Below are 304 nucleotides of genomic sequence, written 5' to 3'. Positions count from 1 at the left end.
GTAATCCCGCCCCTTGCAGATCACTCGCTGGCTCATCTGCTGGATACTCAACGGGCCAGGATAAAACGGCGGTTTCCCTTGCCACGCCACAATTTGCGGCAGGAACTGGGCGCGGGTCTCCTGGTTGGCCACGGTAATGGTCATCGGGGTGGTGAACAGCACATAGGTAAACTCGACCTGGAGCGGGACAAACTCAGTCCCTATCCTGGCCAGGCGGTCTCCCGGTTGCAGCTCTATCCATATCTTGTATTGCGTTGAGGCAATGAATTGCGTTGAGCGGGTAAACACCTTGGTCTGGTTGTAG

The 304-nt window shown here is 56.2% G+C and carries 1 pseudogene; it reads right to left on the bottom strand.

The window, feature by feature from the left end:
* Positions 1 to 304, bottom strand: a pseudogene (locus ACW5W8_RS24030) (hypothetical protein); the annotation flags it as partial.

This window comes from Aeromonas aquatilis (assembly GCF_054052405.1).
This window is presented reverse-complemented; position numbering and strand designations above follow the sequence as displayed.